Origin of the sequence: Gemmobacter aquatilis (genome assembly GCF_900110025.1) — a bacterium.
Lineage (GTDB): Bacteria > Pseudomonadota > Alphaproteobacteria > Rhodobacterales > Rhodobacteraceae > Gemmobacter > Gemmobacter aquatilis.
This window is the reverse complement of the sequence record NZ_FOCE01000002.1, coordinates 278435-297750: the sequence shown is the minus strand read 5'-3', so window position 1 is coordinate 297750 and position 19316 is coordinate 278435. Positions and strand designations below refer to the sequence as shown.

Genomic DNA, 19316 nt, shown 5'->3' with positions numbered 1-19316 from the left:
CCTCTCCTCTTCCGTCCGGCTGCGGCGCAGGGTAGGCTTGCGCCATGACGATATTCCCGCGCTCTTTGCTGCCGCGTGGCCTGTATGGCCGGGCTCTGCTCATTCTGGTCGTGCCCATCGTCACGATCCAGCTTGTCGTGTCCATAGCCTTCATTCAGCGCCATTTTGAACGGGTGACGCAGCAGATGACCGGCGGGGTGGCGGTGGAGCTGAAGCTGGTGCTGAGCGAGCTCGATGCGGGCAAGCCGGAGGAAGCGCGGCTGATCGCCCGGGGGCTGGGGTTCGATGTGACCAAGGGGCCAGCCCCCCTGACGGGCGTCACCCGCGCCTTCTGGGATCTGTCGGGGCGGGTGGTGGCCGAGACGCTGGCGCAGGAGGTGCCGGGTTTTCTGGGCGCCGATCTGCTGGCGCAGGAGGGGCGGGTGCTGGCCGATTTCCGCCAGGGCGATGTGGTGATCCGCGCCAATTTCGACCGCAAGCGCATGTCGGCCACCAATCCACACCAGCTTCTGGTGCTGATGATTGCGACTTCGATCCTGATGACGCTGATCGCCTATCTGTTCCTGCGCAACCAGATGGCACCAATCCTGCGGCTGGCACAGGCGGCCGAGGCGTTCGGCAAGGGCCAGCATGTCCCTTATCGCCCGCGCGGCGCAACTGAGGTCCGGGCGGCAGGCGCGGCGTTCCTCGACATGCGCGGGCGGATCGAACGAGCGATGGAAAGCCGCACATTGATGCTGTCGGGGGTCAGCCACGATCTGCGCACACCGTTGACCCGGCTGAAGCTGGGTCTGTCGATGCTGCCTGAAGATGACGAAACCGAAGCCTTGCTGGGTGATGTGGCTGATATGGAGCGGCTGGTGGACGAGTTTCTGGCCTTTGCGCGCGGCGATGCCACCGAGGATGCCGAGGAAACCGACCTGGCTGCCCTTTTGCGCCGTGTGGTGGAAAATGCCGAACGGGCGGGCCAGAAGGTGGACCTGCAGGGCGAGACGCAACTGGTGATGCGGTTGCGCCCGGCGGCGGTGACGCGGGCGCTGGAAAACCTGCTGAACAATGCGCGCCGCTATGGCACGCAGGCGCGGATCACCTTGACGGCCTCGGGCCGGTCTGTGCGGATCGCGGTGGAGGATGACGGGCCAGGCATCCCGATGGAGCGGCGCGACGAGGCGGTGCTGCCCTTCGCCCGGCTGGAAGGCGCCCGCGATCCCAATCGCGGCGGCGGCGTCGGGCTTGGCCTGTCGATTGCCGCCGATATTGCGCGCAGCCATGGGGGCGCGCTGCGTCTGGGCGAAAGCGAAACTCTGGGGGGCCTGAAGGCAGAACTGGTGCTGGCGCGCTAAGCGGCTCAGCGCGGCTGCCCGAGGTTGAGCACCCACGCTTGACGCGCCGCATCGGCGAAACCGACACCGGCTTCGGTCATCCGGTCATCAAGCATGTTCTCGCGGTGATAGGGCGAGTGTTTCCAGAAGGCCACCAGCCGCTCGGGCGAGTCGGCGAAGCCCAGCCCGGTGTTCTCGGCCATGGCCCACCAGGCATAGCCGCCCCGCTTTGCCCGCATCTGCAAGCTGGAGCCGTCGCTTCCGCTGTGATCATAGCTTTGCCGGGCGGCATTGTCACAGGCATGGCCTTGGGCAATGGCGGCAAGCCGTGAGGATCGGCGCAGCGGTTTCAGCTTCTGTTCGGCGCGTATGTCATTGACCAGCGCGATCACCCGAGCCTCCAGCGCATCGGCTCTGGCCGGGCGCGGGCAGGTGGCGCTGGCCGGGCCGGGGCCAGGATCGCCGGTCTTGTCGGTGGGGGCCACCTTGATCGGGATCGGCACGACAATGCAGGCGGATAGTGTGGCAACAATCAGGGCTGGGGCAAAAGACGCAAGACGCACGGGGAACTCTTTTCTGGCGGCGGGTTCTGGTCCAGAAAAGGCATCCTGCATATTTCTGCAACGGCAAAATCGGAGTGCGCAATGCTGGACGGCTGGATGCGGCGCATCATCGACGCGCCCTTGAATACGGCGGGGCGCAGGCTGGCAGCGCGCGGGGTCGGCGCCGATGCGGTGACGCTGGCAGGGCTGGCGCTGGGGCTGGCGGCGGCGGGGCTGATCGCGGCGGGGGGGCCAACGCTTTGGGCGCTTGTGCCGCTGCTTGTCTCGCGTCTGGCCGACGGGCTGGATGGCGCGGTAGCGCGGGCGCGGGGCAAGACCGATTTCGGCGGGTTCCTCGACATCACCTGCGACTTCCTGTTCTACGGGGCGATTCCACTGGCCTTCGTGTTGCGCGACGCAGGCAATGGTGCGGCGGGTGCCTTTCTTTTGTGCAGTTTCTATGTCAACGGCGCCAGTTTTCTGGGCTACGCAATCCTTGCGGAAAAACGGGGTCTGACCACCCGCGCACGGGGTGAAAAATCGCTCTATTTCACGGCGGGGTTGCTGGAAGGCACCGAAACCATCGTGTTTTTCACCCTGCTCTGCCTTTGGCCCTACGGTTTTGCACCTCTGGCCTGGGGTTTTGGCGCGCTATGCTTTGCCACGGCGCTTGGCCGGGTGGCGCTGGCGTGGCGGGTCTTCGGCTGAACCCTGCACGCTGCGTGCCAGTATCCTTGTGCCCTTGCAGCCCCCGGCGCGCGACACTAAGACTCGGGTAACATCACGGCGATAATGCTCCACGCAAGGCAACAGGCAGGCGACCATGAAAGACCCGATCGACCTTTACATGAACACCCTCGTTCCCATGGTCGTTGAACAGACGAGCCGGGGCGAGCGCGCCTATGACATCTTCTCGCGCATGTTGAAGGAGCGGATCATCTTCCTGTCCGGCCCGGTGCATGATGGCATGTCGTCGCTGATCTGCGCGCAGCTGCTGTTCCTTGAAGCGGAAAATCCGAACAAGGAAATCGCCATGTATATCAACAGCCCCGGCGGTGTTGTGACCGCTGGCCTGTCGATCTATGACACGATGCAGTATATCCGCCCCAAGGTTTCGACGCTGGTGATCGGGCAGGCGGCCTCGATGGGGTCTCTGCTGCTGACGGCGGGCGAAAAGGGGATGCGCTTCTCGCTGCCCAACAGCCGCGTCATGGTGCACCAGCCCTCGGGCGGTTATCAGGGGCAGGCGACGGACATCATGATCCACGCCCGCGAAACCGAAAAGCTGAAGCGTCGGCTGAACGAGATCTACGTCAAGCACACCGGCAACACCTATGAGGTGGTGGAAGCCGCGCTGGAGCGTGACAATTTCATGTCCGCCGAAGATGCGAAGGCCTGGGGCCTGATCGACGACATCCTCGAAAGCCGCGGCAAGGCCGAGGGCGAGGCGAAGTGACCGCTTGCCCCGGCGGCACCCCGCCGGGGCGATTTCGGATTGTGAAGGCCGGGGGCTTGCCCTAAGCTTTCGAGACTGCGCCCAGACGGCGCGCACGGCAGAGGACGACAATGGCGAACAATTCTGGCAGCGACAGCAAGAACACCCTCTATTGCTCGTTCTGTGGCAAGAGCCAGCATGAGGTGCGCAAGCTGATTGCAGGGCCGACCGTGTTCATCTGCGACGAATGCGTCGAGCTGTGCATGGACATCATCCGCGAGGAAACCAAGACCACCGGGCTGAAAAGCTCGGATGGGGTGCCGACCCCGCGCGAGATCTGCAAGGTGCTGGACGACTATGTGATCGGGCAGGAACATGCCAAGCGCGTGCTGTCGGTCGCGGTTCACAACCACTACAAGCGGCTCAATCACTCCTCGAAGAATGACATCGAACTGGCGAAATCCAACATCCTGCTGATCGGCCCCACCGGCTGCGGCAAGACCCTGCTGGCGCAGACACTGGCCCGGATTCTGGATGTGCCCTTCACCATGGCCGATGCCACCACGCTGACCGAGGCCGGTTATGTGGGCGAGGATGTGGAGAACATCATCCTCAAGCTGCTGCAGGCCAGCGAATACAACGTGGAACGGGCGCAGCGCGGCATTGTCTATATCGACGAAGTCGACAAGATCACCCGCAAGTCCGACAACCCCTCGATCACCCGCGACGTGAGCGGCGAGGGCGTGCAGCAGGCTCTGCTGAAGATCATGGAAGGCACTGTCGCTTCCGTGCCGCCGCAGGGTGGGCGCAAGCATCCGCAGCAGGAGTTCCTGCAGGTGGACACGACCAACATTCTGTTCATCTGTGGCGGTGCCTTTGCGGGCCTTGAAAAGATCATCGCGCAGCGCAACAAGGGCTCGGCCATCGGGTTTGGTGCTGCGGTGAAATCGAATGATGATCGCGGCGTCGGCGAGATGTTCAAGGAGCTGGAGCCGGAAGATCTGCTGAAATTCGGTCTGATCCCGGAATTCGTCGGCCGTCTGCCGGTGATCGCCACGCTGACCGATCTGGACGAGGATGCGCTTGTCACCATCCTGACCGAGCCGAAGAACGCGCTGGTGAAACAGTATCAGCGGCTGTTCGATATCGAAGGCGTGCAACTGACCTTCACGACGGATGCGTTGACCGCCATCGCCAAGCGCGCGATCAAGCGCAAGACCGGCGCGCGCGGGCTGCGGTCGATCATGGAAGACATTCTGCTTGATACCATGTTCGAACTGCCGGGCCTGGGCGATGTGTCCGAGGTGGTGGTGAAGGAAGAGGCCGTGAATGCCGGGGCGCAGCCCCTTCTGGTGCATAGCGAAGCGAAAAAGAAGGAACCGGCCGCCGCAGGCTGATTAAGGTTCCTGACAGATGCAAAAGGCGGCCTTCGGGCCGCTTTTTCTTTTGGAGTGCAGCCTGTGCGATGAACAGGGCGGCTTTCTGCGCATGCCAGCATTTTCCCCTGTGCTATGGTGGGTGGCCTGCCGGGCGGCAGAATGGCCTGCGGGCCTATAGCAGCAGATCCGCGATCCCGATCCCGCCCGTGCCGACCAGCATGATTTCCAGATCGGTGGCACCATCCCCATTCTCGTCGATCTGCACCATCAATGGTTGATCACCATTCGGTCGTTCGATCCGTAATTCGGCCACGCCGCTGCCGCTGAAAGCCCGGCTTGCCCGCCAGACCAGTGCCTGCCCCCCGCCCAGCGCGCTGATATCCAGCTGATCATGCCCGCGCTGGAAGTCGAGGATGCTGTCACCCGCGCCCACCGCGCTGTCGGCTGTTTCGGTAAAGATGAAACGGTCAGCCCCCAGTCCGCCTGACAGAAGATCCGCGCCGCGCCCGCCGGTCAGCACGTCCGCCCCGTCACCGCCGTTGAGCACGTCACGCCCCTTGCCCCCCAGCAGCCCGTCTGCGCCACCGCGCGCGGTCAGCACATCGTCTCCGGCGCCGCCTGACAGGCCGTCGTCCCCGGCGCCTGCGGTCAGCAGATCGTCCCCCTCTGCACCGTCCACACTGTTGTTGCCTGCCAGTGCCACAAGGATGTCGCCCCGCGCCGTGCCCTGCATCACGTCGTCGCCCTCCCTGTCCACCCGCGCGGCCCCGTTCTCGAACGTCTCGGATGGGCGATCATCGGCCCACCATGCCGCCACCCCGTCACGAAACGCCTTGACCGCCAGCGCACGCGGCGAATCTTCGGCATAGGCGCTGTCCCAGATGCCCCAGCTTCCATATTGATCGCCCGCGCCGAAATCGGAAAACTGCGCCATCAATCCGCCGCCATTGTCTTTCCAGATCTGGAAATATTCGGCGTAAAGATCCTGAAACTCCGGCCGTTTCACCAGATCGACGAAAAACGCCGTCTGCTCCGGGTCTTGTTCACCGCCGAACAATCCATCCAGATCGACGATATGCTGGCCGCCCTCATAGGCCTCCAACTGCCATCCAAGCGCCTGCGCCACCCCGGCATGATAGGCGATGCTTTCGCCGATATGGGCAAGGCTGTCGGGCACATCGCCATGGCGCAGAAAGTCGATGGCCGCCGCGAACCCGCTTTCGCCTGCCGCGATCCAGTCATTCACCAGATCCGCATAGTCGCCCGAGCCGATGGACCCGCCGAAATAGGGGGCAATCGCGTAGATGTGAAAGGGCGCATCGCGGGGCGGGGTGCCGCCCGCTGCAACAAAATCGGCCGCGTCGAGCGCATAGCCTTCCAGCCCCTGCCAGCCCGCCTGCGTCGCAAAGACATTCAGCGCGCGGGTGCCGGTCTCGGTGCCGAACACCTCGGCCACGATTTCGGCCATCTGGGCGGCACGCATCCCGTACCATTGCATCCAGCCACCTTCGACCCCGGCGCCCCACAGCGCCTCGGCCTGGGCCTGGGCGTAATGGGTCTGATCGAAGCCCCAGTTCCACACCTCGTTTGAAAACTCGAACCGCGCCACCAGCCCGTCGGCCAGATGATCGCGGACATAGGTGGCGAAGGTGCGGATGTAATCGTCGCTGGCGCCATGCGGGATGTTGAACCAGGCATCCGCCTTCACCTGATTGGCCACTGCCACCATGGTTTCGACCGAGGCCCCTTGCGCGTCAGTGTCATAATCGGTTTCCCGCACCGATCCGCCGGGCCGCGTATCGTCCCATTCGGTGACCTTGGAGTTGTTGGTAGACATCCAGTCCATGAACCGCAGCACGCGGAAATCCGCAATCTTCTCCAGAAATTCCGGTGCGAAAACCTGCCCGGCGGCGATCAGATCGGCATCTTGCCGATTGTAGAGCTGCAGGTTACGAAGATAGTTGCCGACCCCCTCGGGGTCTGTTTCGGTGAGGGCGATTTGCAGCGTATCGCCTTCCTCCAGGCGAAAGGTGATCGAGTGATCGCCACGCCGCACGATCGCATCCCCCGGGATCAGCCCCAGATCAATGCTGCCCTCGCCCTCCCACTCCAGAACATAGGTGCCAGCGGGCACATGGCCGCCGGTGAACAGGAGGGTCGCCACCCGCTCGAACGGGGCGGGGCTGCCATCCTGCGTGAAGGCCTTCACCCACCCCGCGCTGTCCAACTCCAGCAGGTCCGCCTGCCCGGTGTCAAACGCGCCCTCGCTTTGCGTGTACCAGGGGCGCGACATGCGGAACAGATCGACAAAGGGAAATGCAGTGGACCAATCGACCAGAGCGTGAAGATTGGTGCCGAGCGACGGACCGGGCATGAAAGGCTCCGCTTGCGGGGACTGGAAAGAAAGAAGCAGCGAAAGATTAAGCTTTTATTAAGCGTTGAGGTCAATCCCGGGCGCAAAGTCGCCATTACGGCAGTGCAGCACGCCAAGGCTCTGGACCTTCCGGTGCGCATGGTTCATATGGGGGCAAACACCCTTCGGAGGCCCGCGATGTATTTCCTCAAGCGTCTCGTCACCTGGTGGAACAGCCAGACGCTCGGCACCCAGATCTTCACCGCGCGCAAGGGCGTGAAGGTGGGCGAGGATGATCAGGGCAACATCTATTACCAGACCGCCGACGGCAAGCGCCGCTGGGTGATCTTCAACGGCGAAACCGAAGCCACGCGCGTGTCGCCCGACTGGCATGGCTGGCTGCATTTCACCTGGGATCAGCCGCCGACCAAGGCGCCGCTGACCCACAAGGCCTGGGAAAAGCCGCATCAGGAAAACCTGACCGGCTCTGCCGCCGCCTATGCCCCCAAAGGCTCGATCCGCAAGGGCAGCCCGGTGGAACGGCGCGATTACGAGGCGTGGCAGCCCGAATAAGGGCGCGCGGGTATCATGGCGGAAAGCACCACAGAAGTTCTTGCCGGCGCGGCTGTGCTGGCTGTTGCGGCAGGGTTCCTGATCTTTGCGGGGCAGGGGGCGGGCTTTGGCGCGTCTTCCGGCACCTATGAGCTGCACGCGGCCTTCCAATCGGTCGAGGGGATCACCGTCGGCACCGATGTGCGGCTGGCCGGGGTCAAGATCGGCACCGTATCGAAGCTGGATCTGAACCCGCAGACCTTTTACGCCGATGCCACCTTCACGCTGCAGGACCGGGTGCAACTGCCCGAGGATTCGGCGGCGCTGGTGTCTTCCGAAGGCTTGCTGGGCGGCAATTTCATCGAGATCCGCCCGGGTGGCGCGCTCGACAACCTCGCCGCCGGGGCCGAGATCGAAGATACGCAAGGTTCGGTCTCGCTGATCGGACTGCTCATGAAATTCGTGGGCTCTTCGGCCGAAAAATCCGTGACGGACGGCGCGCCATGAGGCTTGCGCTTGTCCTGGCGCTGATCGCCGCGCCTGCCGCTGCCGAAGAGGTGACCTCGGCGCCGGGCGGCATCCTGCGCTGGCTCGACAAGATGACGGGCGAGACGGCGGATATCGAACTGAGCCGCGGTCAGGCGGCGGTGTCGGGGCGGCTGACGATCCAGATGGACGAATGCCGCTACCCGACGGCCAACCCGGCTTCGGATGGCTATGCCCATCTGACGATTACCGAAAAGGGCGCTGGCACCGAAAATGGCACCGGGGCGGCGGTGTTTTCCGGCTGGATGGTGGCCTCCAGCCCGGCGCTGTCGGCGCTGGAACATCCGCGCTACGATGTCTGGGTGCTGCGCTGCCTGACACCGGATCAGCCTCAGCTGGAATTGCCGCCACCGCCCGCCGAAGACGAAGAGATTATCGCGCCGCAAGAGGGCTGATAGCCCGCGGGGTGAAAGCTGGCCTGCCCCTTCAGGGCGGCTTCCAGCCGGGCATGATAGGCGGCCCGGCTGATCTCCACCCCGCCCAGCGTGGCCAGATGCGGCGTCAGGAACTGCGTGTCGCACAGCACGAAGCCCCCGGCGCGCAGCCGGTGCACCAGCCAGGCCAGCACGATCTTCGAGGCGGAGCGGCGGCGCGAGAACATGCTTTCCGCAAAGAACCCGCCCCCCAGCGACACGCCATAAACCCCGCCGATCAGCGCATCGCCGTCCCACATCTCCAGACTATGGGCATGGCCGATGCGATGCAGCGCGCCATACAGCGCCATGATCGGGGCGTTGATCCAGGTCGTTTCGCGGTCGGCGCAGCCCGCCACAACGCCGGCAAAATCCCGGTCGGCGGTGATCTGGTAATCGCCGCGCAGGATCTCGCGCCGCAGCGTGCGCGAAATGTGAAACCCGTCCAGCGGCAATATGCCCCGCTTGCGCGGATCGACCCAATGCAATTCGGGGTCATCCGCCGCCTTTGCCATGGGAAACAGCCCCATCGCATAGGCGCGCAACAGCAGGTCCGGGGTGATCTGCTTGTCTGTCACAGGTCGGCCCCCTTCATCTTGGCAAAAATACTCCACGGGGGTCCGGGGGTGTGAAACCCCCGGCGGTCCCCGCAAAGGCACCGCCGGGGGCTGTGCGTCAACCGCTCAGCCGAACTGCGCGGCCAGCCATTTCTCCAGCCAGTGGATGTTGTATTCGCCGTTCTGGATGTCCGGCTCGGCCAGCAGTGCATGGAACAGCGGCACGGTGGTATCCACCCCGTCCACGATCAGCTCGCCCAGGGCCCGGTTCAGACGTGCCAGCGCCTCGGGCCGGTCGCGCCCGTGCACGATCAGCTTGCCGATCAGGCTGTCGTAATAGGGCGGGATGGAATAGCCGCCATAGAGCGCCGAATCCATGCGCACGCCAAGGCCGCCGGGCGCATGGAACACCTTCACCTTGCCGGGGCAGGGCGAGAAGTTCGGCAGCTTTTCGGCGTTGATGCGCACTTCGATGGCATGGCCGCTGATTTCCAGCTCGTCCTGCGTGAAGGACATCGGCAGGCCCGAGGCGACGCGGATCTGTTCGCGCACCAGATCGACGCCGAAGATGGCTTCGGTCACCGGATGTTCCACCTGCAGACGGGTGTTCATCTCGATGAAATAGAACTCGCCGTCTTCATAGAGGAACTCGATGGTGCCCGCGCCGATATAGTTGATCTTGGCCACGGCCTCGGCGCAGACCTTGCCGATCTTCGCGCGCATCTCGGGGGTGATGCAGGGGCCGGGGGCCTCTTCGAACACTTTCTGGTGGCGGCGCTGCAGCGAACAGTCGCGCTCGCCCAGATGCACGGCGCGGCCCTTGCCGTCGCCGAACACCTGAATCTCGATATGGCGCGGTTTTTGCAGGTATTTCTCGATATAGACTTCGTCGTTACCGAAGGCGGCCTTGGCCTCGGCCCGCGCGGTGCGGAACGCGATTTCCAGTTCTTCGGCGTTCTTGGCCACTTTCATGCCGCGTCCGCCGCCGCCTGCCGTGGCCTTGATGATCACCGGAAAGCCGATGCCCGCCGCCACGCCGATCGCGGATTCGAAATCGGCCACGCCGCCTTCGGACCCCGGAACCACCGGAATCCCCAGCGCCTTGGCGGTTTCCTTGGCGGTGATCTTGTCGCCCATGATGCGGATATGTTCCGCCGAGGGGCCGATGAAGGTCAGGCCGTGATCTTCCAGCGCCTGCGCGAAGGCCGCGTTTTCCGACAGGAAGCCATAGCCCGGATGCACCGCCTGTGCGCCGGTGATTTCACAGGCCGAAATGATCGCGGCCTTGTTGAGATAGCTTTGCGCCGAAGAGGCGGGGCCGATGCAGACGCTTTCATCCGCCATGCGCACATGCATCGCATCGGCATCGGCGGTGGAATGCACCGCCACCGACTTGATCCCCATTTCGCGGCAGGCACGGATCACGCGCAGCGCGATCTCGCCGCGATTGGCGATCAGGATCTTCTCGAACATCTGGGTCACTGGGCGTGCCTCACTCGATGATCATCAGCGGCGCGCCGAATTCGACCGGGTTGCCATCGGCGACGAGGATGCGCTTCACCACGCCGGATTTGGGGGCGGGGATGTGGTTCATCGTCTTCATCGCCTCGATGATCAGCACGGTCTGACCTTCGGTCACGGTGGTGCCCACGGTGGCGAAGGGGGCCGCGCCGGGTTCGGCGGCCAGATAGACCGTGCCCACCATCGGCGAGGTCACGGCACCCGGATGCTGCGCCGGGTCTTCCGACAGGGCTGCGGCGGGGGCGGCCATCGGGGCGGGGGCGTGGGCTGCGGCCATCGGGGCGGCGGCCATCATCGGTGCGGCCATCGTCGTCGTCACGATATTGGCCTGTTTCACCACCCGCACTTCGAGGCTGTCATCCTCGCCATATTCGCGTTTCACGGACAGTTCTGTGAGGTCGTTCTTGTTCAGAAGTTCCGCCAGAGCCTGAATGAAGGCAACGTCGGCGTCGGGGGAATGTTTGCTCATGCCATCCTCTTCGTGTGTGTCCGGCGGATTGGTCGGCCTGCCTTTTGCCAGCATGCCGCCGCCAGGGCTGGCATGGGTTATACGCCAGCGGGGCAGGGGTGAAAAGCGGTGACTTTCCGCTCTGGTGTCCGGGTTTCTGCACAATCCGGCGGCTTTTGCCACTTCCTTCAGCGCGGGCATCAAAATCTGGCGGGGGTAGAAAATTTACCGATTGATAAAAAAACCGCCTGTGGCAGACTGACCCCAATCAAGAACAAACCCAGCGGAGGATTGCACCTTGTCCAACAGCCAGCTTACGCCCGGCATCGTGCCTGCGCGTCTGCCCGCCAGCACCCTGGCCGAAAACTTCACCGATCACGAGCCGCCGCTTGACCGGCACGAGGCGCGGGTGGCGGCGGATCGCTGCTATTTCTGCTTTGATGCACCTTGCATGACGGCCTGCCCCACCTCGATCGACATTCCGCTGTTCATCCGCCAGATCGCTACCGGCACGCCGGATGCGGCGGCCAGGACGATCTTCAGCCAGAACATCCTGGGCGGCATGTGCGCCCGCGTCTGCCCGACGGAACAACTGTGCGAAGAGGCCTGCGTGCGCGAGGCCGCCGAGGGCAAGCCGGTGGAGATCGGCCGGTTGCAACGCTTTGCCACCGATACGCTGATGGCCAAGGGGGTGCATCCCTTCACCCGCGCCGCCCCCACCGGCAAGAAGGTGGCCGTGGTGGGCGCCGGGCCGTCCGGCCTGGCCTGCGCGCACCGGCTGGCGCTGAAGGGGCATGAGGTCACGATCTATGACCGCCGCCCCAAGGCTGGCGGGCTGAACGAATACGGCACCGCCACCTACAAGACGGTCGATGATTTCGCGCAGGCCGAGGTGGCGTGGCTGCTGAAGATCGGCGGGATCACGGTGAAGACCGGCGTGACGCTGGGCCGCGACGTGATGCTGGGCGATTTGCAGGCGCAATATGACGCGGTGTTCCTGGGGCTCGGGCTTGCGGGCGTCAATGCGTTGCGCGTGCCGGGCGAGGATCTGGCGGGGGTGCAGAACGCGGTCGATTTCATCGCCGGGCTGCGGCAGGCGGCAGATCGCGCCACGGTGGCGGTTGGCCGCGACGTGGTGGTGATCGGCGGCGGCATGACTGCGGTGGATGCCGCCGTGCAATCGAAACTGCTGGGCGCGGAGAATGTGACCATCGTCTATCGCCGCGGGCGCGAGAAGATGAGCGCCAGCGCCTATGAGCAGGATCACGCCAGCCAGACCGGCGTGCGCATCATCTATGGCGCGGCGCCGGTGCGGGTGCTGGGCGAGGGCAAACTGGCGGCGGTGGAATTCGCCTATACCGAAGACACGCCCGAGGGGCTGAAACTCTCGTCCGAAACCTTCACCCTGAAAGCCGATCAACTGTTCAAGGCGATTGGTCAGACGCTGGCCGGTGCGCCCGAGGGGCTGGGGATCAGCGGCGGCAAGCTGGCGCTGCAACCGGGGCAGCGGATCTGGGCCGGGGGCGATTGCGCGGCAGGGGGCGAAGACCTGACCGTGACCGCCGTGGCCGAGGGGCGCGATGCCGCCGAAGCGATTCATGCCAGCCTGATGGGGGCGGCGGGCTGAGCCCCGCCTGAAGGAGACAAGCACAATGGCCAATCTCACCACGAATTTCATCGGCATCAAATCCCCCAACCCGTTCTGGCTGGCCTCGGCGCCGCCGACGGACAAGGAGGTCAACGTCCGCCGCGCCTATGAGGCGGGCTGGGGCGGCGTTGTGTGGAAAACCCTCGGCTCCGAAGGGCCGCCGGTCGTCAATGTCAACGGCCCGCGCTATGGCGCGATCTGGGGGGCGGATCGCCGCCTGCTGGGGCTGAACAATATCGAGCTGATCACCGACCGCCCGCTGGAGGTGAACCTGCGCGAGATCAAGCAGGTGAAGCGCGACTGGAAGGACCGGGCGCTGATCATCAGCCTGATGGTGCCCTGCGACGAGGACAGCTGGCGCGACATCCTCGCCCGGATCGAGGATACCGAGGCCGACGGGGTGGAGCTGAACTTCGGCTGCCCGCATGGCATGGCCGAACGCGGCATGGGATCGGCCGTGGGGCAGGTACCGGAATATATCGAGATGGTCACGCGCTGGGTGAAGAAGCACAGCCGGATGCCCTGCATCGTGAAGCTGACGCCCAATATCTCGGACATCCGCAAACCGGCCGAGGCGGCCAAGCGGGGCGGGGCGGATGCGGTGTCTCTCATCAACACCATCAATTCGATCACCTCGGTCGATCTGGACGATTTCGCGCCCGAACCCACGATCGACGGCAAGGGCACCCATGGTGGCTATTGCGGCCCGGCGGTGAAACCCATCGCGCTGAACATGGTGGCCGAAATCGCGCGGTCGCGCGAGACGGCGGGCATCCCGATTTCCGGCATCGGCGGGGTGACCACCTGGCGCGACGCGGCAGAGTTCATGGCGCTTGGCGCGGGCAATGTGCAGGTCTGCACGGCGGCGATGACCTATGGCTTCAAGGTGGTGCAGGAGATGATCTCGGGCCTGTCGGATTACATGGACCGCAAGGGGTTCACCGACACGTCGGAGCTTGTGGGCCGTGCGGTGCCGAATGTCACCGACTGGCAGTTCCTGAACCTGAACTATGTGACCAAGGCGCAGATTTCCGAGGCGGACTGCATCAAATGCGGCCGCTGCTACATCGCCTGCGAGGACACCAGCCATCAGGCAATCGAGATGCTGCCGGATCGCACCTTCAAGGTGAAGGATGACGAATGCGTCGCCTGCAACCTGTGCGTCAATGTCTGCCCGGTGGAAAACTGCATCACCATGGTGCAACTGCCCAAAGGCCAGGTGGACCCGCGCACCGGCACGCCGGTCGGTGACTATGCCAACTGGACGACGCATCCGAACAATCCGGCATCGCAAGCGGCTGAGTGAGGGAAAGAGGGGGGCTGTCTGCCACCCACGGCCCTGCGGGCATGCGCCGCTGAAAACCATCCACCGGATGGTTTTCCGGGCGCGGCGCATCCCAGAGGATATTTTCAAATAGAAAATGAAGCACACGTGCTCTTTCAATTTTCTGTTCCCAAGTATCCTCGGGGGTGAATTGGCCGCAGGCCAAGAGGGGGCGCGAGCGCCCCCTTTCTTTTGACGCTGACTCGCGCGCTCAGATCGTCAGTTGCTGGCCCAGCTCGATCACCCGGTTGGTGGGCAGGCGATAGAATTCGGTGGCATTGGTGGCGCCCTTGGTCATCGAGATGAACAGCTTTTCCTGCCAGGTCGGCAGGCCTTCATCCTTGGCCGAGCGGAAGCTGCGGTGGTTGAGGAAGAAGGAGGTGTTCATGATGTCGAACTTCTCGCCGCGCTTGCGCGCCAGCGTCAGGGCTTTCGGTACATTGGGGTCTTCCAGATAGCCGAAGGTCAGGCCGATCAGCACGAAGCGGTCGTTCACCCGTTCCAGCGTCATGCGATCCGCCTCGGCCACTTCGGGGATCGGGGCGGTGGTGACGGTGACGATGAAGTTCTGCCGGTGCAGCACGCGGTTGTGTTTCAGGTTGTGCATCAGCGCGGGCGGCGCCATTTCCGCTTCGGCGGTCAGGAAGACGGCGGTGCCGGGCACCTCGATCGGGTGCGACTTTTCCAGCATCCGTTGCAGGCTGGCAAATTCGATCGACGAGGCGCGCGACTTGCGCTTCACATGCGCGGTGCCGCGCACCCATGTCCAGATCAGCAGGCAGATCACGGCGGCGATGCAGATCGGGATATAGCCGCCCTGAACCACCTTGGTCAGGTTCGCGGCCAGGAACAGGCTTTCCAGCGCCAGCAGCGGCAGCATCACCGCCAGCGTCAGTGCCAGCGGCCAGCGCCAGGCGCGGCTGAGCAGGAAGATTGCCAAAACCGAGGTGATCACCATGTCACCCGTCACCGCGATCCCATAGGCGCTGGCCAGGTTCGACGACGAGCCGAAGGCCAGCACCAGCGTCACCACGCCGATGGCGATGATCGAATTGATCTTGGGCAGGAAGATCTGGCCGTAATGCGTCTCGGAGGTGTGGCGGATGCGCATCCGCGGCAGCAGCCCCATCTGCACCGCCTGTTTTGCCACAGAGAAGGCGCCCGAGATCACCGCCTGGCTGGCGATCACCGTGGCAGCGGTGGCCAACAGCACCAGCGGCGCCAGCAGCCAGGGCGGGGCCAGCAGGAAGAACGGGTTGCTGGCGGTTTCGGGGTGGGCCAGCACCATGGCGCCTTGCCCGAGATAAGAGAGCGTCAGCGCCGGGAAGACCAGAATGCCCCAGGCGATGCGGATCGGGCGCCGCCCGAAATGCCCCATATCGGTATAAAGCGCCTCGCCGCCGGTCACGGCCAGAAAGACCGAGCCCAGAACGATGAGCGAGCCCGCACCGTTCTCCATCAGGAATTGCAGCGCATAAAGCGGGTTGAGCGCGGCCAGGATGCTCAGGTCATCCGTCAGGTGATAGAGGCCAAGCGCCGCCATCACCAGAAACCACACGACCATGATCGGGCCGAACAGCACCGAAACCGCCTCGGTGCCGCGCGACTGCACGGCAAACAGCAGGATGATGATCACCAGCGTGATCGGCACCACATAGTCCTTCAGCCCCGGCGCCACCAGCGCGCTGCCTTCCACCGCCGACAGAACCGACATGGCCGGGGTGATGATCGCATCGCCGAAGAACAGCGAGATCCCCACTGCGCCGAGGCCAAGCAGCCAGACCGGGCGGCGCTGTAGCGCCTGTTGTACCAGCGCGACCAGCGACAGCGTGCCCCCCTCGCCATTATTATCGGCGCGCATGATCAGCAGCACATATTTCAGCGTCACGATCAGGGTCAGCGTCCAGACCAGCAGCGAAATCACCCCCAGCACATCGCTGCGGGTCAACCCGTCATGGCTGGCGGCGTGCAGCGATTCGCGCATGGCGTAAAGCGGGCTGGTGCCGATGTCCCCATAGACGACGCCGATCGCCCCGAGAGTCAACTTGGCAACGGATACATTCGCGGGATGGGGGATGTGGTCGCCCGGGGCAGCTTGCGACACGATCTTGCTCACTTATGGGGAGAACAGAACCCTGCCATAGCCGCTTTCACAATGCCTCACAAGTTCGTCAATGGGTCATGCCGCGCAGCAGAAACGGGTGCGGCATACGCGCCTCATTCCCCGGTTGGGCGCGCATCATCGCCGAGCGGCGGCATCCGCGAGGCTTCCAGCGACAGATCGCCCGGCACAGGCAGCAGCGCAATGCGTTCGCAGATGCCTTGCGCCGTGGCCTGACCCGGCCCCAGCACCTGCGCGGCATGGTCATAGGCGCGGGCGGCGGTCCGGGTGATCAGGTCGGGATCTTGCGGGGCGCCAGCGTGCCGGGCGGCCAGCGCCAGCCGCCCCAGTTCCGACGTGGCTTGCAGGGGCGTGGTTTGCAGGGGCAGCGTCTGCGGCGCCGGGCTGTCATCTTGCCTGTTGCGCGGCGCTTGTGCGCGTGCTGTCGCGGTTCCGGTGCCAAGGGGCAGGGCGCCCGGCGACCCGATCCTAGAGACCTCGATTGCCATCGTCCGATCCTTTCAAGATCGCCCCCACGGACAGGTTAGCGCCGATTGTCGGCACTTTCTGCCCTTCCTGTGGTTAACAGGACCGCAAAATAGCGAAAATGCGCGGCAATCAGGGGGTCAGGCTGCGGCGGAACAGGGTGATGAGGAACTCTTCGGCCTCGGCGAAATGGGCGCCGTCGGTCCGGCCCAGAACCGCGCGCACCTGCACATCGAAATCGGCATAATGCTGGGTCGTGGCCCAGATCGAGAAGATCAGGTGATGCGGCTCCATCCGCGCCAGCCGACCTTCGTCCATCCAGCGGGCAATGATCGCGGCCTTGTCATCGACCAGCGGCTTCAGCTCTTCGGTGAAGGCGGTCTGGATGCGGGGGGCGCCTTGCAGGATCTCGTTGGCGAACAGGCGGCTTTCGCGCGGGAAATCCCGGCTCAGTTCCAGCTTGCGGCGGACGTAATCGAGGATTTCCTCCACCGGGTCGCCCGTCGCATCCAATGCGTGCAGCGGGTCCAGCCAGACCTTCAGCAGCCGCGCAATCAGGGCGGCATGGATCGCCTCTTTCGACGGAAAGTAATACAGCAGGTTCGGCTTGGACAGGCCCGCCGTTTCGGCGATCTGATCCAGCGTCGCGCCGCGAAAGCCGAATTGCGAGAACACGTCCAGCGCCGCTTCGAGAATCGCTTCCGAGTTCTTCTGCTGGATCCGCGTCTGCGCTTTCGGTCTGCTCATCGGCCCTGCTTCGCTTGATTTGATCAAAATGTCGCATTCAGGCCTTGCGCCTGTCATTCCCGCATTGAGCGATGCGGCCAAAAGCGTCAATATGCAAAAGGTGCCGCACAGCGCCCGTGTTCGCCGTTGCGCCTTGACGCAGCGGCGCGCGCTGATAGCCTCAACTTGACCATATGGTCAGAATTTGAACGGTCGCCCCCGCAGAAGGCGCGACCCAACCGGGAGAGCCCCATGGCGCTTGATCGCAAGCAGACGCCCAATGACCTGAACGCTTTCTGGATGCCGTTCACGGCCAACCGGCAGTTCAAGAAGAACCCGCGCATGTTCGTGGCCGCGAAGGACATGCATTATACCACGTCCGATGGGCGGCAGGTGCTGGATGGCACTGCGGGCCTGTGGTGCTGCAATGCGGGCCATTGCCGCCCGAAGATCACCGAGGCGATCCAGAAACAGGCCGCCGAACTGGATTATGCGCCCGCCTTCCAGATGGGCCACCCGATTGCGTTTGAACTCGCCAACCGCCTCGTCGATATCGCGCCGAAGGGGATCGAGCATGTGTTCTACACGAACTCCGGCTCGGAAAGTGTTGAAACGGCTCTGAAACTTGCGATTGCCTATCACCGTGCGCGCGGCGATGGCGCCCGCACCCGGTTGATCGGGCGCGAGCGGGGTTATCATGGCGTGAACTTCGGTGGCATCTCGGTGGGCGGGATCGTCACCAACCGCAAGATGTTCGGCAGCCTGCTGACCGGCGTCGATCACATGCCCCACACCCACCTGCCGCATCTGAACGCCTATACCAAGGGCCAGCCCGAACATGGCGCGAACCTGGCGGACGAGCTGGAGCGCATCGTGGCGCTGCATGGCGCCGAAACCATCGCGGCGGTGATTGTCGAGCCGATGGCCGGATCGACCGGCGTGCTGATGCCGCCGAAGGGGTATCTGGAAAAACTGCGGGCGATCACCAAGAAGCACGGCATTCTTCTGATCTTTGATGAAGTCATCACCGGCTTCGGGCGGCTTGGGTCCGCCTTCGCGTCGCAGCATTTCGACGTGCTGCCCGACATGATGACCACCGCCAAAGGTCTGACCAATGGCGTGATTCCGATGGGCGCGGTGCTGACCACCGGTGAGGTGCATGATGCCTTCATGCAAGGCCCGGAACACATGATCGAGCTGTTCCACGGCTATACCTATTCCGGCAACCCGATCGCTTCGGCGGCAGGCATCGCCACGCTGGACACCTACAAGGAAGAAGGCCTGTTCGAGCGCGCCAGTGAGCTTGCCCCCTATTGGGAGGAGGCGCTGCATTCGCTGCGCGGGTTGCCGCATGTGATCGATATCCGCAACATGGGCCTGATCGGCGCGGTGGAGCTGGAGCCGATGGCGGGCGAGCCGACCAAGCGCGCCTTCACTGCTTTCCTCAACGCTTACGAAAAAGGCATTCTGATCCGCACGACTGGCGATATCATCGCCATGTCGCCGCCGCTGATCATCTCGAAAGCCGAGATCGACCAGCTGATCGGCACGCTGGCTGATGTGTTGAAAACGCTGCCGTAAGCGGCACGGGCGGGCCTTCGGGCCCGCCGTTTCAGGGAGGGAAAACATGGCTCAAGACGAGATGTCGATTCAGGCCACCGGCACGGTGCTGATGGAAAATGACCGGGTGAAGGTCTGGCGCTATGACTTTGAACCGGGGGCCGAAACCGGCTGGCATGTGCATGGGCATGAATACGTCATCACCACGCTGACCGATTGCGCCTTGCGGCTGGAACTGCCGGATGGCGAGACGCGCGAGGCGTTCATCCCCGCGGGCAGCGCCTATTCGCGCCCCAAGGGCACCGAGCATAACGTGATCAATGCCGGGGCCGCGCCGATGAGCTTTGTCGAGGTCGAGCTGAAATAAGCGCCTAACGGGCCGTCAGGTGTTTTGCCTTGCCCG

General features: G+C 64.1%; 19 protein-coding genes. 11 read left to right on the top strand and 8 right to left on the bottom strand.

Annotated features, from left to right (window positions below):
* Positions 1–44 precede the first annotated feature (44 nt).
* Entirely contained in the window at positions 45–1343 is a 1299-nt protein-coding gene (locus BMX43_RS05210; RefSeq protein WP_091298005.1) for an ATP-binding protein, read from the top strand.
* Between the two features lie 5 nt (positions 1344–1348).
* Here BMX43_RS05210 and BMX43_RS05205 read toward each other — a convergent pair whose 3' ends face one another.
* The gene (locus BMX43_RS05205; RefSeq protein WP_175482027.1) at positions 1349–1885 is read right to left on the bottom strand and encodes a CAP domain-containing protein; all 537 of its coding nucleotides are present in this window, start codon (positions 1883–1885) and stop codon (positions 1349–1351) included.
* Positions 1886–1966: 81 nt separating this feature from the next.
* Here BMX43_RS05205 and BMX43_RS05200 point away from each other — a divergent pair, with 81 nt between their 5' ends.
* The 3 genes from BMX43_RS05200 (at position 1967) to clpX (ending at position 4696) form a co-directional block, all read left to right on the top strand.
* Positions 1967–2572 (top strand): CDP-alcohol phosphatidyltransferase family protein, encoded by a 606-nt coding sequence (locus BMX43_RS05200; protein WP_091297998.1) that lies wholly within the window; start codon positions 1967–1969, stop codon positions 2570–2572.
* A gap of 115 nt (positions 2573–2687) precedes the next feature.
* Positions 2688–3320, top strand: coding sequence for an ATP-dependent Clp protease proteolytic subunit (locus BMX43_RS05195; protein ID WP_091297995.1), 633 nt, complete (start codon positions 2688–2690; stop codon positions 3318–3320).
* A 110-nt stretch (positions 3321–3430) separates the two neighbouring features.
* On the top strand, positions 3431–4696 hold the full coding sequence (gene clpX, locus BMX43_RS05190; RefSeq protein WP_091297992.1) for an ATP-dependent Clp protease ATP-binding subunit ClpX: 1266 nt from the start codon (positions 3431–3433) through the stop codon (positions 4694–4696).
* Positions 4697–4850: 154 nt separating this feature from the next.
* Here clpX and BMX43_RS05185 read toward each other — a convergent pair whose 3' ends face one another.
* Positions 4851–7052 carry a calcium-binding protein gene (locus tag BMX43_RS05185; protein WP_091297989.1) on the bottom strand — a complete coding sequence of 734 codons (2202 nt, stop codon included), beginning with the start codon at positions 7050–7052 and terminating at the stop codon, positions 4851–4853.
* A 177-nt stretch (positions 7053–7229) separates the two neighbouring features.
* Here BMX43_RS05185 and BMX43_RS05180 point away from each other — a divergent pair, with 177 nt between their 5' ends.
* Genes BMX43_RS05180 through BMX43_RS05170 form a run of 3 tightly spaced genes read left to right on the top strand, consistent with a single transcriptional unit; the run spans position 7230 to position 8524 of the window.
* Positions 7230–7604 (top strand): NADH:ubiquinone oxidoreductase subunit NDUFA12, encoded by a 375-nt coding sequence (locus BMX43_RS05180; RefSeq protein ID WP_091297986.1) that lies wholly within the window; start codon positions 7230–7232, stop codon positions 7602–7604.
* Between the two features lie 15 nt (positions 7605–7619).
* The gene (gene mlaD / locus BMX43_RS05175) at positions 7620–8090 is read left to right on the top strand and encodes an outer membrane lipid asymmetry maintenance protein MlaD (RefSeq protein ID WP_091297984.1); all 471 of its coding nucleotides are present in this window, start codon (positions 7620–7622) and stop codon (positions 8088–8090) included.
* Positions 8087–8524 (top strand): DUF2155 domain-containing protein, encoded by a 438-nt coding sequence (locus BMX43_RS05170; RefSeq protein ID WP_091297980.1) that lies wholly within the window; start codon positions 8087–8089, stop codon positions 8522–8524. The genes mlaD and BMX43_RS05170 overlap by 4 nt, the downstream gene beginning before the upstream one ends.
* On the opposite strand, the gene aat is transcribed toward BMX43_RS05170, so the two are convergent.
* The 3 genes from aat to accB all read right to left on the bottom strand — a co-directional run bounded on the left by aat (position 8461) and on the right by accB (position 11089).
* Positions 8461–9120, bottom strand: coding sequence for a leucyl/phenylalanyl-tRNA--protein transferase (gene aat / locus BMX43_RS05165; protein ID WP_217643935.1), 660 nt, complete (start codon positions 9118–9120; stop codon positions 8461–8463). The genes BMX43_RS05170 and aat overlap by 64 nt on opposite strands.
* Positions 9121–9225: 105 nt before the next feature.
* Positions 9226–10572, bottom strand: coding sequence for an acetyl-CoA carboxylase biotin carboxylase subunit (accC, locus tag BMX43_RS05160; RefSeq protein ID WP_091297973.1), 1347 nt, complete (start codon positions 10570–10572; stop codon positions 9226–9228).
* Between the two features lie 19 nt (positions 10573–10591).
* The gene (gene accB / locus BMX43_RS05155; protein ID WP_091299035.1) at positions 10592–11089 is read right to left on the bottom strand and encodes an acetyl-CoA carboxylase biotin carboxyl carrier protein; all 498 of its coding nucleotides are present in this window, start codon (positions 11087–11089) and stop codon (positions 10592–10594) included.
* Positions 11090–11366: 277 nt separating this feature from the next.
* Between accB and BMX43_RS05150 the strand changes: the two genes are divergently transcribed.
* On the top strand, positions 11367–12695 hold the full coding sequence (locus BMX43_RS05150) for an NAD(P)-dependent oxidoreductase (RefSeq protein ID WP_091297969.1): 1329 nt from the start codon (positions 11367–11369) through the stop codon (positions 12693–12695).
* Positions 12696–12720: 25 nt separating this feature from the next.
* A complete protein-coding gene (gene preA, locus BMX43_RS05145) occupies positions 12721–14022 on the top strand; it encodes an NAD-dependent dihydropyrimidine dehydrogenase subunit PreA (RefSeq protein ID WP_091297966.1) in 1302 nt (433 codons plus the stop codon).
* A 229-nt stretch (positions 14023–14251) separates the two neighbouring features.
* Here preA and BMX43_RS05140 read toward each other — a convergent pair whose 3' ends face one another.
* The 3 genes from BMX43_RS05140 to BMX43_RS05130 all read right to left on the bottom strand — a co-directional run bounded on the left by BMX43_RS05140 (position 14252) and on the right by BMX43_RS05130 (position 17374).
* Positions 14252–16144 carry a potassium transporter Kup gene (locus BMX43_RS05140; protein WP_217643934.1) on the bottom strand — a complete coding sequence of 631 codons (1893 nt, stop codon included), beginning with the start codon at positions 16142–16144 and terminating at the stop codon, positions 14252–14254.
* 113 nt (positions 16145–16257) lie between these two features.
* Positions 16258–16650 (bottom strand): hypothetical protein, encoded by a 393-nt coding sequence (locus tag BMX43_RS05135; RefSeq protein ID WP_091297962.1) that lies wholly within the window; start codon positions 16648–16650, stop codon positions 16258–16260.
* Between the two features lie 109 nt (positions 16651–16759).
* Complete coding sequence (locus BMX43_RS05130; protein ID WP_091297959.1) at positions 16760–17374, bottom strand: TetR family transcriptional regulator C-terminal domain-containing protein; 615 nt, start codon at positions 17372–17374, stop codon at positions 16760–16762.
* A 231-nt stretch (positions 17375–17605) separates the two neighbouring features.
* Here BMX43_RS05130 and aptA point away from each other — a divergent pair, with 231 nt between their 5' ends.
* Positions 17606–18934, top strand: a complete 1329-nt coding sequence (aptA, locus tag BMX43_RS05125) for an omega-aminotransferase AptA (RefSeq protein WP_091297956.1) — start codon at positions 17606–17608, stop codon at positions 18932–18934.
* A gap of 46 nt (positions 18935–18980) precedes the next feature.
* Complete coding sequence (locus BMX43_RS05120; protein WP_245749376.1) at positions 18981–19280, top strand: cupin domain-containing protein; 300 nt, start codon at positions 18981–18983, stop codon at positions 19278–19280.
* Positions 19281–19316 lie beyond the last annotated feature (36 nt).

What these genes read in the sequence shown, in the direction of transcription:
- BMX43_RS05210 (WP_091298005.1), top strand. Translation starts at nt 45, where the DNA reads ATGACGATATTCCCGCGCTCTTTGCTGCCGCGTGGCCTGTATGGCCGG.
- BMX43_RS05200 (WP_091297998.1), top strand. Translation starts at nt 1,967, where the DNA reads ATGCTGGACGGCTGGATGCGGCGCATCATCGACGCGCCCTTGAATACG.
- BMX43_RS05195 (WP_091297995.1), top strand. Translation starts at nt 2,688, where the DNA reads ATGAAAGACCCGATCGACCTTTACATGAACACCCTCGTTCCCATGGTC.
- clpX (WP_091297992.1), top strand. Translation starts at nt 3,431, where the DNA reads ATGGCGAACAATTCTGGCAGCGACAGCAAGAACACCCTCTATTGCTCG.
- BMX43_RS05185 (WP_091297989.1), bottom strand. Translation starts at nt 7,052, where the DNA reads ATGCCCGGTCCGTCGCTCGGCACCAATCTTCACGCTCTGGTCGATTGG.
- BMX43_RS05180 (WP_091297986.1), top strand. Translation starts at nt 7,230, where the DNA reads ATGTATTTCCTCAAGCGTCTCGTCACCTGGTGGAACAGCCAGACGCTC.
- mlaD (WP_091297984.1), top strand. Translation starts at nt 7,620, where the DNA reads ATGGCGGAAAGCACCACAGAAGTTCTTGCCGGCGCGGCTGTGCTGGCT.
- BMX43_RS05170 (WP_091297980.1), top strand. Translation starts at nt 8,087, where the DNA reads ATGAGGCTTGCGCTTGTCCTGGCGCTGATCGCCGCGCCTGCCGCTGCC.
- accC (WP_091297973.1), bottom strand. Translation starts at nt 10,572, where the DNA reads ATGTTCGAGAAGATCCTGATCGCCAATCGCGGCGAGATCGCGCTGCGC.
- accB (WP_091299035.1), bottom strand. Translation starts at nt 11,089, where the DNA reads ATGAGCAAACATTCCCCCGACGCCGACGTTGCCTTCATTCAGGCTCTG.
- preA (WP_091297966.1), top strand. Translation starts at nt 12,721, where the DNA reads ATGGCCAATCTCACCACGAATTTCATCGGCATCAAATCCCCCAACCCG.
- BMX43_RS05135 (WP_091297962.1), bottom strand. Translation starts at nt 16,650, where the DNA reads ATGGCAATCGAGGTCTCTAGGATCGGGTCGCCGGGCGCCCTGCCCCTT.
- BMX43_RS05130 (WP_091297959.1), bottom strand. Translation starts at nt 17,374, where the DNA reads ATGAGCAGACCGAAAGCGCAGACGCGGATCCAGCAGAAGAACTCGGAA.
- aptA (WP_091297956.1), top strand. Translation starts at nt 17,606, where the DNA reads ATGGCGCTTGATCGCAAGCAGACGCCCAATGACCTGAACGCTTTCTGG.
- BMX43_RS05120 (WP_245749376.1), top strand. Translation starts at nt 18,981, where the DNA reads ATGGCTCAAGACGAGATGTCGATTCAGGCCACCGGCACGGTGCTGATG.